Source organism: Halomonas sp. V046 (assembly GCF_052645355.1).
This window is the reverse complement of the sequence record NZ_JBQXYF010000009.1, coordinates 131,281-143,799: the sequence shown is the minus strand read 5'-3', so window position 1 is coordinate 143,799 and position 12,519 is coordinate 131,281. Positions and strand designations below refer to the sequence as shown.

General features: G+C 65.1%; 11 protein-coding genes and 1 pseudogene. 6 read left to right on the top strand and 6 right to left on the bottom strand.

The window, feature by feature from the left end; all coding sequences use genetic code 11:
• Positions 1–115: 115 nt before the first annotated feature.
• Positions 116–1,207 carry a bifunctional nicotinamide-nucleotide adenylyltransferase/Nudix hydroxylase gene (locus tag ACUN9Y_RS13900; protein ID WP_445461310.1) on the bottom strand — a complete coding sequence of 364 codons (1,092 nt, stop codon included), beginning with the start codon at positions 1,205–1,207 and terminating at the stop codon, positions 116–118.
• A gap of 137 nt (positions 1,208–1,344) precedes the next feature.
• Between ACUN9Y_RS13900 and ACUN9Y_RS13895 the strand changes: the two are divergent.
• Positions 1,345–2,241: pseudogene (locus tag ACUN9Y_RS13895) on the top strand (YihY/virulence factor BrkB family protein); the annotation flags it as partial.
• A 209-nt stretch (positions 2,242–2,450) separates the two neighbouring features.
• Complete coding sequence (locus tag ACUN9Y_RS13890) at positions 2,451–2,735, top strand: acylphosphatase (RefSeq protein ID WP_445461309.1); 285 nt, start codon at positions 2,451–2,453, stop codon at positions 2,733–2,735.
• A gap of 221 nt (positions 2,736–2,956) precedes the next feature.
• Here ACUN9Y_RS13890 and ACUN9Y_RS13885 read toward each other — a convergent pair whose 3' ends face one another.
• From ACUN9Y_RS13885 to ACUN9Y_RS13875, 3 genes are all read right to left on the bottom strand, one after another.
• On the bottom strand, positions 2,957–3,898 hold the full coding sequence (locus ACUN9Y_RS13885) for a nucleoside hydrolase (RefSeq protein ID WP_445461308.1): 942 nt from the start codon (positions 3,896–3,898) through the stop codon (positions 2,957–2,959).
• A 69-nt stretch (positions 3,899–3,967) separates the two neighbouring features.
• Entirely contained in the window at positions 3,968–4,861 is an 894-nt protein-coding gene (locus ACUN9Y_RS13880; protein WP_445461307.1) for a ribokinase, read from the bottom strand.
• Between the two features lie 275 nt (positions 4,862–5,136).
• On the bottom strand, positions 5,137–6,069 hold the full coding sequence (locus ACUN9Y_RS13875; RefSeq protein ID WP_445461306.1) for a D-2-hydroxyacid dehydrogenase: 933 nt from the start codon (positions 6,067–6,069) through the stop codon (positions 5,137–5,139).
• 203 nt (positions 6,070–6,272) lie between these two features.
• On the opposite strand from ACUN9Y_RS13875, the gene ACUN9Y_RS13870 reads away from it, so the two are divergent.
• Positions 6,273–6,572, top strand: a complete 300-nt coding sequence (locus tag ACUN9Y_RS13870; protein ID WP_445461305.1) for an FmdB family zinc ribbon protein — start codon at positions 6,273–6,275, stop codon at positions 6,570–6,572.
• Between the two features lie 47 nt (positions 6,573–6,619).
• Entirely contained in the window at positions 6,620–8,404 is a 1,785-nt protein-coding gene (gene aspS, locus ACUN9Y_RS13865; protein WP_445461304.1) for an aspartate--tRNA ligase, read from the top strand.
• A gap of 146 nt (positions 8,405–8,550) precedes the next feature.
• On the opposite strand, the gene ACUN9Y_RS13860 is transcribed toward aspS, so the two are convergent.
• Positions 8,551–9,243 carry an FMN-dependent NADH-azoreductase gene (locus ACUN9Y_RS13860; protein WP_445461303.1) on the bottom strand — a complete coding sequence of 231 codons (693 nt, stop codon included), beginning with the start codon at positions 9,241–9,243 and terminating at the stop codon, positions 8,551–8,553.
• Positions 9,244–9,372: 129 nt separating this feature from the next.
• Here ACUN9Y_RS13860 and ACUN9Y_RS13855 point away from each other — a divergent pair, with 129 nt between their 5' ends.
• On the top strand, positions 9,373–10,251 hold the full coding sequence (locus ACUN9Y_RS13855; protein ID WP_445461302.1) for a LysR substrate-binding domain-containing protein: 879 nt from the start codon (positions 9,373–9,375) through the stop codon (positions 10,249–10,251).
• A gap of 19 nt (positions 10,252–10,270) precedes the next feature.
• Here the strand turns inward: ACUN9Y_RS13855 and ubiM are convergent, their stop codons facing one another.
• A complete protein-coding gene (gene ubiM, locus ACUN9Y_RS13850; RefSeq protein WP_445461301.1) occupies positions 10,271–11,503 on the bottom strand; it encodes a 5-demethoxyubiquinol-8 5-hydroxylase UbiM in 1,233 nt (410 codons plus the stop codon).
• A 206-nt stretch (positions 11,504–11,709) separates the two neighbouring features.
• Here ubiM and ACUN9Y_RS13845 point away from each other — a divergent pair, with 206 nt between their 5' ends.
• Positions 11,710–12,462: a YebC/PmpR family DNA-binding transcriptional regulator gene (locus tag ACUN9Y_RS13845; RefSeq protein ID WP_445461300.1), complete on the top strand. Its 753-nt coding sequence runs from the start codon at positions 11,710–11,712 to the stop codon at positions 12,460–12,462.
• Positions 12,463–12,519 lie beyond the last annotated feature (57 nt).

Sequence of the window (12,519 nt, the reverse complement as noted above, 5' to 3'; positions counted from 1 at the left end):
GATGGCCCGGGTGGCCTGGTCGCTGAATGGCGATGATCGGCCGGCAGTCCGAGAAAGTTCTGGATGTCACCGAAGAGCGCGTCGAACAGGCGTTCAGACTGATGGCCCGGGTGGCCTAGCTGCGATGATCGGCCGGCAGCCCGAGAAAGTTCTGGATGATAAAGAAGTGATCCTCGAACAGGCTCTCGGGCTCGAGCTCTGCCAGCGGCACCCAGCGGGCATGGTCGCCGCCCTTCACCGGCTTTAGCCTCGGCAGGTTCTGATCCGGGCGCAGGGCGAAGTAGAAGGCCTCGGCCAGTGTCCGCCCGCGCCAGCTGCGATGAGGTTCATCGAAGAGCCGCTGACCGCGGAGCGAGCCTTTCAATACCGGCTCCGGCACCTTCAGCCGAATGCGTTCGCGCAGCTCCCTCAGGCAGGCGTCCATCAGCCGTTCCTGGGAACTGATAAAGCCCCCGGGCAGGGCGTAGAGTCCCTTGCCCGGCGCCGAGGTACGGCGCACCAGCAAGACATGACCCGATTGCACCACCACGGCGCAGACGGTGACGAAGATCGGCGGATAGGGGGCCTGGGCCCAGGCTGAGCGATACTGATCGAGCAGCTGCTGTTCTTCCTCGAGCTGGCGATAGGGGTCTGTGGCCATGAAGCTACGCACACTCGAGACCACCGCCGGCGGCAGGTCATGGCTGGCGTTGGTACTCAGGTATTCCACCGCCGAGCCCTGGGAGCGAAACAGGCGTTCGCGAATCTGGCTGGCCGATATCGCCTCCACCAGGGGCACGCTGACCGATTCCCACTGCGGAAACAGCGATAAATAGTAGCTCGACTGACCGCGACTGGCGCCGATCAGGCCGATACGCGGCAGCCTAGCGCCTTCCGGGTGTGCCAGGTCGCGGACCTTGCGCTGGACGTCGTGGACCCAGACGTCGTCGTTGTACAAGGCGTCGAGCAGCGGAGCGATCTCGAGCCGGGCGTTCTCGTCGTCGTCGAAGGCGTTGCGCAACATGGTGCGCCGCTCGTCGAAGCGCCAGGGGTTGCGTAGCGAGCGCGCCTGCCAGGACGAGCCGACCAGCACGATCACCTGTCGAGCCCGCTTCAGTGCCGCGCGGATGACCGCCAGGTGGCCAAGGTGAGGCGGCTGGAAGCGACCGATGAACACCAGGCAATCGAAATCGCCCCCGGGCGAGGCGGTGTTCGGCGGTGGGCTCATGGGACGCTCCTGATCGAAAGGTGCCGCCATTATGGTGGCGACGATCACCCGCTGCAATGCGCCGGATTTTCGTTTTTGAACCGCCCCTCAACGGCCTATTTCGGTATGCTGACAGCAAATAATCGGTAGGGAACGCCATGATTATCACTTTCGTGCAGTTTTGGTGGGGCGTGCTGCGCAGCGCCGTGGCGCTGTGGCTCGAGCGCAATGCCTTCAGCTATGCGGGCTCCTTGGCCTTCTATACGCTGTTTTCTCTGGCTCCGACCGTGATCATTGCCGTCACGGTCATCGGTTTCGTGCTGGGGGAGGAGGCCGCCCAAGGGCAGATCTTCGCGCAATTGCAGGGCACCATGGGGCCCGATGCCGCTTCCGCCATCGAGCAGGCGGTCGCTCAGTCCAGCATCGATCAGTCGGGCCTGATGCCGACGCTGCTCGGGTTCGGTGCCCTGGCGATTGGCGCCACGACCGTCTTCGGGCAAATGCAGTTTTCCCTCAATACCATCTGGGGCGTGGCCGCGAGGCCGAGCAGCAATAGCCTGTGGATCTTCATCAAGAACCGCATGCTGTCGCTGACCGTGGTGTTGTCGATCGGCTTCATCCTGCTGGTGTCGCTTGGCCTCGGGGTGTTCGTCCGTGCAGCGCTCAAGGCTGCCCATGATGTCTTGCCCTACGTCAGCCTGCTGACCAAGGGCGCCGAGTTCATGGTCTCGCTCGGCGTGATCGCGGCCTTGTTTGCGACCATCTTCAAGGTGCTGCCCGATGTGGTGCTGCGCTGGCGAGACGTTCTGGTGGGAGCCGTGGTCACGGCGCTGTTGTTCGCCATCGGGCGGTCCGCGATCGCCATGTATCTCGCCTACACCGCCACCGCTTCGACGTATGGCGCCGCAGGATCGGTCGTGGTCATTCTGCTGTGGGTCTACTACTCCTCATTGATCCTGCTGTTTGGCGCCGCCTTCACTAAATGCCACCTGCTGGCGAGGCACAAACCGGTCATCCCCCGCAACAGTGCGGTACTGGTCAAGCAAGAGTTGATGGACCAGCAGAGTGTGCGTGACGCCCTGTCGAAGAGCGAACAGCAGGCGTTCGATGAAGAGCAGCGTGAGCGTGAGCACGAAGCCGCACTGGAGCAAGGCCTGCGAGACGAGCCTGAGACGCTGGCGGAACCGGGGCACGTGGCAGGTGCTGCCGATGGTCCGGCAGAGGGGCGCTCGGCCGATGCGCCGGATACCAAGGAGACGCGTTGATGTCTGCCGATGATTCGGTCTGTGTGAAGGCCCTAGTGAGCGGCCAGGTGCAAGGCGTCGGCTATCGCTGGTCCACCGAGCAGCGTGCTCTGGCAGCGGGGCTGACCGGGCATGCCTTCAACTTGCCCGATGGGCGGGTCGAAGTGCTGTTGTGTGGTGCTCCTCGAGCCGTAAAAGAAGTGGTGCAGTGGCTGCACCAGGGCCCGGAGCATGCCCATGTCAGTGACGTGGCCGTCCGCGACCTGGTGCCGCCGACCTGGCCGCAGGCGTTCCGCACGGGGTAGGTCGCGGGGTCGGCCTTCGATGCGATCGCCAGGCATTGGCCGATCGCGGGTGCCGTAGGGAGCCTGGAGCCGTTATCGAGATTGGTCCCGCAACGCGATCGTTACGCGAGCCTTGGTCCGCCAGGGTGCGCGATAGAAAACGCCGCCAGCCCTGGCGGGCGGCGGCGTTTGTGTGTAGCCCCTGGTGGGAGTTCCTCCAGGCCGGCTCTGATGCCCCCATATCACGCCAGGGTGTCGGCGATCCAGTCGCTGACCGCGTCACCATCGACACCGAGGCAGACGTCCATCTCGGGACTGGTGGACCAGCGTTTTTGGATGAAGGCACGGCCGGCGGGGGCGAAGAGTGTCTGGCCCTCGGCCAGGCCGTCGGTGACGACGCTCAAGTGGCCGCGCTGGGTCGTGAACAGTTCCGGGCGTACCAGCCAGGCCAGCGCCAGGCTATCGTGGGGGCAGCAGCCATCGATGCCGAGCGCCTGGCGATAGAACTCGCGATAGAACGCGTAGCTGCCGGCCAGCAGTCGGCCCAGCTCACCCTGGCCCGCTTCGATGCGGGCCATGTGCGCAGGGGTCAGCACGCAGCGATGGGTGACGTCGAGCCCGACCAGGGTGAGCGGCCAATCGGCGCTTAGCACCCGAGAGGCGGCGTGGGCATCGTTGAAGATGTTGGCTTCCGCCACCGGCGTGACGTTTCCGCCTTCCCGGATGGAGCCGCCCATGACGACGACGCCCTTCACCCGGGCGGTGATGCCGGGATCAATCTGCAGGGCTGCGGCGAGGTTGCCAAGCGGTCCCACCGCGACCAGGGTGATCTCGCCTGGGCGGGCGTTGACCGTATCGACAATGAACTGAGCCGCACTGCGGGCGTCGGCCTTGCCCTGAACGTCGGGCAGGTCGATGTTGCCAAGGCCGTTGTCGCCGTGGATGTGCGCAGGCGCCGGATGGCGGGGCTTGACCATTGGCGCCGCCGCGCCCTGGGCCACGGGAACCGGCTTGCCGGCGACTTCCCCAAGCAGCAGGGCATTATGGGTGGCGGTTTCGACGTCGACGTTGCCGAACGTCGTGGTCATACCCACCAGGTCGATGTCCGGGTGACGCAGGGCGATGGCGATGGCTTGGGCGTCGTCCACGCCGGGGTCGGTGTCGAAGATGATCGAATGAGCCACGAGGGTCTCCTTGACGTCGCAAAGGGGGAAGCGGTGAAAAACGGGTGAAGAGTTGGCGTGCGGGAGCCGTTAGCCGGCGAGAGAGGCATCCACTTCGGCGCGGCTTGGAATACTGGCCGCGGCGCCCTGGCGTTGCACGCCGATGGCGGCAGCGGCGGTGGCAAGGATCAAGCACGCCGGCGCCTGCGCGCCATCCTGCAGCGCGGCAAGATAGTAGCCGATAAAGGTATCCCCGGCGGCGGTGGTGTCGACGGCCTTGACCGGCAGGGCCGGCTGGAAATGGCGCGTCTGGCCGTGCTGGAACCAGGCGCCGTCGGCGCCGAGGGTCAATACGGTCTGGGTCTGGGGCAAGCGCTGCGCCAGGGCGTCGAGCAGGGCGGGCGCGTCGGCCGCCTGATCGAGTCCCGCGAGCCAGGCCGCTTCCCCGCGATTGACGAACAGCAGATCGCAGTGCTCGAGCGGCAGGTCGAGCACCGCGTCGCTCATCGGCGCCGGGTTGAAAGCGATACGCATGCCGGCCTGGTGGGCCAGCACAATGGCATCGCCCAGGGCGCTGGTCTCGTTCTGAATCAGCAGCCAGTCGCCCGGTGCCGTAGCGTCGATCAGCGCCGCCAGATCGGCGCGACGGAAGCCGTGGTTGGCACCGGGAAACAGCAGGATAGCGTTCTCTGCGGCGTCATCAACCTGGATGATCGCGTGGCCGGTCGGGCCCTCGACGTCGGTGACGCCGGTCACGCCGACGCCGGCGTCGACGAGCATGTCACGCACCCAGCCATCCTGGCCGTTGATCTGCCCCCAATGGCATACCTCGCCACCGGCTCGGGCCAGGGCGAGGGACTGATTGGCGCCCTTGCCGCCAAGGCCGACGCGATGTTCGTGGCTGGCCAAGGTTTCCCCGGGGCGGACCAGGTGGGGGACGCGATAGACGTGGTCGAGATTGATCGACCCAAAGTTATACAGCATGCAGTTTCCGAATGGCTGACTGGCAGAGAGGGGCTTCCCAGCGCAGAGTATCGGATTCCAGCGTACACGACGCAAGGTAGGGAGAAAGACAATGACGCCTTTATACCGTTATCTTGTACATCGTGACACATTTCCCCGCACCACTGTCCTTAGCCCCTGGACGGGCCATGACCGTCATCACATCACCATAAACGGCGATGCCCCGACGGCCAGGATTCTTGCTCGGGGGCACTGCCATGGACATATCAGCAGGATGGACCCCGACGATCGGCCGCTCAGGTGGCGTTGGTAAGGTTCACGGCGGTCAGGCGAATGATGTTCTGCCGCGCTTCCGGGGTGATCCAGGCGCTGTGCGGCGTCACCATGAGATTGAGCTGCGCATTGTGCATGGCATCGATCAATGCGTGGCCCTGGGTCGGCGGCTCGCTGGGCAGGACGTCCACCGCCAGCCCCCCGAGTCGCCCTTGCTGCAGGGCCGCAAGGGCGGCGTCTTCATCGATGACGCCGCCGCGGGCGCAGTTGACCAATAGCGCCCCTGGCTTGACGGTGGCCAGGTTGTCGGCGTTGATCAGGTGGTGTGTCGCGTCGGTAAGCGGGCAGTGCAGGCTGATCACATCGGCCTCGGGCAACAGGCTCGCCAACGATGCCCGGCGATCATTGGCTTCGTTGCCGGGGCGGGCAGCGAAGGTCACGTTCATGCCGAAGGCCTCGGCCAGGCGAGCGACCTGGGAGCCGAGCTCGCCTTGGCCGACGATCACCAGCTGTTTGCCCTCGAGCTGCAGTGTGGTGTGATCCATCAAGCAGAAGAACGCGCTTTTGCCCCAGCGGCCGGTGGCGACATCGCGCTGATAGAGCGGCGCCCGGGTCGCCAGGCCCAGAATGAGCATCAAGGTGTGCTGGGCAACGCTGGCGGTGCCGTAGGCATTGACGTTGTCGACGCGGATGCCTCGTTGCCGGGCCGTCTCCATGTCGATGTTGTTGGTTCCCGTGGCGAGCACACAGATATGCTTGAGCTCGGGCAGGGCATTGAGCGTTGCTGCGTCCAGCACCACCTTGTTGACGATCGCCACCTGGGCGCCGGCCAACCGCTCTCCGGCCTGTTCGGTGGTGCTGTGGGGATGCACCTCGAGGTCATCGACGCGCTCACGAATCGGGGCGAGATCGATGTCCGGGCCGAGACTATCGGCGTCGAGCAGGACGGCTTTCATGGAGGCTCCTTGTGCGGGTATTGTCGGTATCGGCAGGGCTGTGCCTGGGGACCTTCAACAGGGTATACTACGGGGCTTTGATTCTGGCTTGGAAATCTCGACTTCCGGCCCTATATCGCCAAATGGCAGACAAGGACGGCGATGGCGCATGCCATGGTCCGACCGCATTGCCGCGAGTTTCGATGCGATTTGGAGACTTCAACATGCCCATCTACGAATACCAGTGCAAGGCCTGCGGGCACCGTCTGGAAAAACTGCAGAAGATCAGTGCCGCGGCGCTGACGGATTGCCCGGCCTGCGAGACGCCGGAACTCAGCCGTCTGGTGTCCGCCGCCGGTTTCCGCCTCGCCGGCGGCGGCTGGTACGAGACCGATTTCAAGTCGGGTGGCAGCAAGAAGAATTTGGCCGGAGACGGTGGTGCCAATGACACCAGTAAGGCCGCCCCCGCCAAGTCCGGTGATAGTGCTGCTCCTGCCAAGTCCGGTGATGGCGCTACCGCCTGAGCCGACGAATTCCGCTTTTCCCTTTACGCAACAAGACAGGATCCAACATGCGCAGCCATTATTGCGGCCAGCTCAACGACACCCTGGTGGACCAGACGGTCAGCCTGTGCGGCTGGGTGCACCGCCGCCGTGACCACGGTGGAGTGATCTTCCTCGACCTGCGTGATCGTGACGGCGTCGCCCAGGTCGTGGTCGACCCTGACACCGCCGAGGCTTTCGCCACCGCCGACCGCGCTCGCAGCGAGTATGTACTGCGCATCCAGGGCCGGGTTCGCCTGCGCCCCGAAGGCACCCAGAACCCCAATATGCCGACCGGGCTGATCGAGGTCCTGGCCAAGGACGTCGAGGTGCTGAATAGTGCTGCGACGCCGCCGTTCCAGTTGGACGAGCACGGCAAGGTGGGTGAGGAGACGCGGCTCAAGCATCGCTATATCGATCTGCGTCGTCCCGAGATGATCGAGAAGCTGCGCCTGCGCTCGCGCATTTCCCACAACGTACGTGCCTTCCTCGAAGGCGAGGGTTTCCTCGACATCGAGACGCCGGTGCTGACCCGGGCGACGCCCGAAGGCGCTCGCGACTATCTGGTGCCGAGCCGCACCCACGCCGGCAGCTTCTTCGCCCTGCCGCAGTCGCCGCAGCTGTTCAAGCAGCTGTTGATGGTGGCCGGCTTCGATCGTTACTACCAGATCGCCAAGTGCTTCCGCGATGAGGACCTGCGCGCCGACCGTCAGCCCGAGTTTACCCAGATTGACCTGGAGGCCTCCTTCGTCGAGGAGTCCGACATCATGGGGATCACCGAGGCGATGATCGGCAAGCTGTTCAAGGAAGTGCTGTCGGTGGATCTCGGCGAGTTCCCGCGCATGACCTGGCACGAAGCGATGCACCGCTTCGGCTCCGACAAGCCGGACCTGCGCATCCCGCTGGAGCTGACCGACGTCGATGACCTGATGAAGGACGTCGACTTCAAGGTGTTCTCGGGCCCAGCCAACGCCGACGACGGTCGCGTCGCGGCACTCAAGGTCAGCGGCGGCGCCAAGCTCTCGCGCAAGGAGATCGACGAGTACACCAAGTTCGTCGGCATCTATGGCGCGCGCGGCCTGGCCTGGATCAAGGTCAACGAACGCGCCAAGGGCATCGAGGGCCTGCAGTCGCCGATCGTCAAGTTCATGGAAGGCGTGATCGAGACGCTGCTTGACCGCGTAGGGGCCGAGGATGGCGATATCATCTTCTTCGGTGCCGACAAGGCACGCATCGTCAATGAGGCTCTCGGGGCGCTGCGCGTGCGTCTGGGCGAAGACCTTGAGCTCTACACCCAGGAATGGGCGCCGCTGTGGGTGGTGGACTTCCCGATGTTCGAGGCCGACGACAACGGTCGCCTGAGTCCGCTGCATCACCCCTTCACGTCGCCGGCATGCAGCCCCGACGAGCTCAAGGCCAACCCGGCCGAGGCGCTGTCACGGGCCTACGACATGGTGCTCAACGGCACCGAGCTCGGTGGCGGTTCCATCCGTATCCACGACCAGTCGATGCAGAAGGTGGTGTTCGAGATTCTCGGCATCGGCGAGGAAGAGGCCCGCGAGAAGTTCGGCTTCCTGCTCGACGCGCTGCACTACGGCGCGCCGCCCCACGGTGGCCTGGCCTTCGGCCTCGACCGCCTGGTCATGCTGATGACCGGCGCGCGCACCATCCGTGAGGTCATCGCTTTCCCCAAGACCCAGAGCGCCGCGTGCCTGATGACCGATGCCCCGGGTGAGGTCAGCAGTGACCAGCTCAAGGACCTCAATATTCGCCTGCGCCAGAAGGCCAAGGTCGAAGCCGACAGCGGCGAGTAACGCGTTGCACGACTCGGGCAGGGGGCCGTGACACCGAGGCGGCCTCCTTCGCGTAGACGCATGCAGTAAATGAAAGGCCTGACGCCAAGCGTCAGGCCTTTTCGTCGTCTATCGGCAGACGCGCACGGCCTTGGCCGTGTGACGCGTTACGCAGACACCGGTGGCGCCGTCGTTGCGGCCAGCGTTTCCACGGCCTGTCGGATGCGGCGCTCGGCCTGGTCCAGCGACTCGGCGAGCCGGTCGTCGCCGAATTCATCGTACTCGACCGCAATGCAGTCGACCTTGTCGATGCCCAGGTAGCCGAAGACCGTGCGCAGGTGCGGCTCGACGTGGTTGGCGTGCGCGAGGACCCCTCCGGGGTCATAGCCGGCGTCGCCACGGGCGCTGAGGATGATCAGGTGCTTGTTGGCATCACTCAGCATCGGCCAGTAGGGCGGGCCTTGACGATTGCGGTCGAAACCGAAGGTGCGCCCGACTCTGACAATATTGTCGATGTAGGCCTTGAACCCGGCCGGAACGCCGAAGTTGTACATCGGGACGGCGGCGATGATGACGTCGGCCGCAAGCAGCTCATCCACCAGCCGGTCACTTTCCTTGAGCGCTTCGCGCATCCAGGGCTCGCGGTCTGGCTCCTTGGTGAAGGCGGCGTGAATCCAGTCCCCGCTGATGGGAGAAGGAGACTGGCGACCGATGTCGCGATAGTCGATGTGATCCGTCGGGCGCTGGCGGCGCCATTCCTCGACGAATTGCGCCGAGAGGCGGCGGGTGTGTGAGCCGTGGGGGCGGCGATCGGAACGGCCCGGACGGGCACTGGCGTCCAAATGCAATACTCTGGTCATGCTGGCGACTCCTGCGGACAAGGTAGACTCACCTGTGGTGAGCGATACCCAGCATCCTAGGAGTTGAAATCGGCGACAAACGATCTATTCTCGCCTTATGAACAAGTTCAGCTTATCCATGCGTAACCCATGAAACGACGCGACCTGCCGTTATCACAGCTGCGCGCCTTCGAGGCGGCGGCCCGCCATGGCAGCTTCAAGCTCGCCGCGCAGGAGCTTGCGGTGACGCCTGCCGCCATCAGCCAGCAGGTACGTGAACTCGAAGGGTGGTTGGGGCTGGCGTTATTCGAGCGGCGCACCAGGCAGGTGGTAATGCTCGGCTGCGCCAGGCGCCTGTATCAGGTGCTGCGCCAGGGCTTCGACGACATCGCGCTCGAAATCGGAGCACTGCGCGAGCACGAAGGTTCACCGGCGGTCACCCTGTCCTGTACGCCGGCATTCGCGACCCAGTGGTTGATGCCGCGGCTATCGGACTTTTCGCGCCGATATCCCGGGATCGATCTCCGCCTGCACGCCAGCGAAGTGCCGGTGGATCTCGATCAGGCGTCGACGCTAGCGATTCGCTATGGCCGAGGGGGCTATGCGCCCTACAGCGGTTTCCCCTTGGGCGAGGATGCGTTCGCGCTGGTGGCCAGCCCACACCTTGGCGTATGCACGCTCGATGAACTGCGCGAACAGCGCCACATCGTCATCGACTGGCATGATCCTGGTCTGGGGCAGCCCGACTGGTCGCAGTGGTATCGCGCCATGGGCCGGCAATGGGCGTATGAGGCCGGGGTGCTGACCTTCTCCAACGAGAGTCATGCCATACAGGCGGCGGTCGCGGGTGAGGGGGTGGCGTTGATTGGCGTGACCCTGATTCAGGGCGAGCTCTTGCGCGGGCACCTCGTCGCGCCCTTCGCACTTCGCCTCAATGGGCCTGGCTACCACCTGGTGGCGAGTACGACCAGCCTGCGCGATGCCAAGGTGGCGGCGACCGGCGACTGGATCCGCCAGGGCATGGGGTAGCCCATGCCCTGGCCGCTCGCTAGCGAGTCCGGTCGGACAAGACCAGGCGCGGTAGCCGGGGGTGTGGCAGGTCGGCAAGCGAGGGGACGCTGAGCGTGCCGGTCAACTGGCGCCCGATGGCACTGCGCAACGGGGCCAGCCGCTCGCCGAGCCGCAATCCGGCGTGCCGCAGTGCGCGTGCCGGCAAGCGGTCATCGGTGTAGAGGGACACGATGGCCTGGGTGGCAAGATACAGCGGCCGGGTGGCGAGGCGATGCTCCCGCTCGTAGGCCGCGAGCAGTCGGGCGCCGGCGATATCGCGCCCCTGGCGGTGCGCCGCGATCAGGCGCCGGGCGAGACGCGCCTGGCTGTGGGCGCCGAAGTTGAAGCCGTGGGCGGTGACCGGGTGCATGCCCACCGCGGCGTCGCCCACGAGCACGAAGCGGCGGGCGCAGAAACGCTCGGCGTAGACGCTGACCAAGGGATAGACGTGGGCGTCGCCCTCGAGGGTCATGGTGCCGAGGCGATGGCCGTAACGCTGGCTTAGCGCGGCGGAAAAGGCCTCGGCCGGCAGCGCCATCAAGGCGTCCATCTCGCGGCTTGGCAGGGTCACCACGGCGGACGACAGGTGCTCGGAGATCGGCAGCAGGGCCAGGGTCTGGCCGTGATCGAACCACTCCCAGGCGGATTGGTCGTGGGCGATTTCGTGGCTTATTCGGCACACCATCATCGCGCGGCCGTTGTCGCGCATCTCGGCGGCGATACCCATCTGGCGACGTGACGCCGAGAAGCGGCTATCGGCAGCCACGGCTAGGCGTGCATGGATGTCGCGCCCGTCGGCGAGACGCATGCGGGCCGCCGCGGTGTCGGTGGTGATGCTGGCGACGTCGCCTTCGAACCATTCGATGCCGTCCATGCGCTGGGCTTCGTCGAAGGCCGCGCGACGGATGCAGTGATTGGGCACCATAAAGCCCAGCGGCGCCGAGCCATCACCGCCATCGAATCCCATGCTGAAGTCTGAGGCGCCATTGAAGACCCGGGCGCGTTCGAGGGGCGCCACCTCGGCCGTGGGGATACGCTGCCACACGTCGATGTCGGCGAGCAGGTCGCAGGAGGCCTGGGTCATGGCGATCTCACGGCCGTCGACGGCCGGATTGGCCAGCGCCTCCCGGGGAATTCGGTCGATCAGCGCCACCGACATGCCTGCCCCGGCAAGGGCCCTGGCCAGGCACAGGCCAACGGGCCCCGCGCCGATAATAGCCACATCCTTCATGCTAGCCTCCTCGAAGCCGTTCGCTGGTGGACGCCAGGCACGTTAAAATGCGCCCAGATCGATAGCGGACGCTAGCACGGTTCATGGCGGTGGCGCATGGCGATCCACCCTGTCCTTGATCCGGTACAAACTTTGCCGACTCGCGCCGGGCAGGCAAGGACGCATTCGCCGCCGGTACCGCGCTTCCCATCGCAACAGGAGACGTCATGGCAGGTCACAGCAAGTGGGCCAATATCAAGCATCGCAAGGCCGCCCAGGACGCCAAGCGTGGCAAGGTGTTTTCCAAGCTGATCCGCGAGCTGAGCGTCGCTGCGCGCCACGGCGGCGCCGATCCCGCCGATAATCCGCGGCTCAGGGCGGCGATGGACAAGGCGCTGGCCAATAACATGACCAAGGATACGATTCAGCGCGCGGCCGATCGCGGGGCCGGTCACCATGACGCTGACGAGATGGAAGAGATCGTCTATGAAGGCTACGGTCCCGAGGGCGTCGCGATCCTGGTCGAGTGCATGACCGATAACCGAAACAGGACTGTCTCGGATGTACGACATGCTTTCTCCAGGCATGGCGGCAATCTTGGCACCAGCGGCTCGGTCAGCTTCCTGTTCCATCATCAAGGACGTATCGCCGTGCCCGCTGACGTCTCCGAGGAAGCCGTCATGGCGGCGACCCTGGACGCCGAGCCGGACGATCTCCTGACGCTGGGTCAGGGACGCCTGGAGGTGATTACGTCGCCGCAGCGCTACGGTGCCGTCCAGGACGCGCTGGTAGATGCCGGGATCATGCCTCTGGCAAGCGAAGTGGGGCTGTTTCCCGAGACGATGACCGTCATCGATGACCCGGATCTCGGCCGTCGGGTCATGGCGTTGATCGACTGGCTGGAAGATCTCGATGATGTGCAAAATGTTTACACCAATGCCGACGTCAATGATGCCATTCTTGAGCAGCTGGATGCGTAGTGGGTCCGGCGCGGTCAGCGCTGATCGGCGCGTGGATCATGCCATGCCCGAGCACGC